Genomic DNA, 326 nt, shown 5'->3' with positions numbered 1-326 from the left:
TTACACCTGCCGGTGTAGCTCAGTTGGTAGAGCATCTGACTTGTAATCAGAGGGTCGAGGGTTCAAATCCTTTCGCCGGCACCATTTTTAAAAAAAGTCTACCGCACTAATTATACCTTGCCGGGGTGGCGGAATTGGTAGACGCACAGGACTTAAAATCCTGCGAGGGTTTCCTCGTGCCGGTTCAAGTCCGGCCCTCGGTACCATCTATATATCCCATTGGGAATCATTCGTCTCGCACCCTTAGCTCAGCTGGATAGAGCGTTAGACTACGAATCTAAAGGCCGGGAGTTCGAATCTCTCAGGGTGCACCATTTATAACGGGA

General features: G+C 50.0%; 3 tRNA genes. All 3 read left to right on the top strand.

Going from position 1 to position 326, the window contains the following annotated elements:
* The first annotated feature begins 8 nt into the window (after positions 1–8).
* Positions 9–84: transfer RNA gene (locus tag KNP77_RS15870), tRNA-Thr, on the top strand.
* A 35-nt stretch (positions 85–119) separates the two neighbouring features.
* Positions 120–206: transfer RNA gene (locus KNP77_RS15865), tRNA-Leu, on the top strand.
* A gap of 31 nt (positions 207–237) precedes the next feature.
* Positions 238–314, top strand: a tRNA-Arg gene (locus tag KNP77_RS15860).
* Positions 315–326: the final 12 nt, after the last annotated feature.

It is taken from the genome of Exiguobacterium sp. s142, from assembly GCF_018618455.1.
GTDB lineage: Bacteria > Bacillota > Bacilli > Exiguobacteriales > Exiguobacteriaceae > Exiguobacterium > Exiguobacterium aurantiacum_A.
The sequence above is the reverse complement of the archived record's forward strand: the minus strand, read 5'-3'. Positions and strand labels throughout refer to the sequence as shown.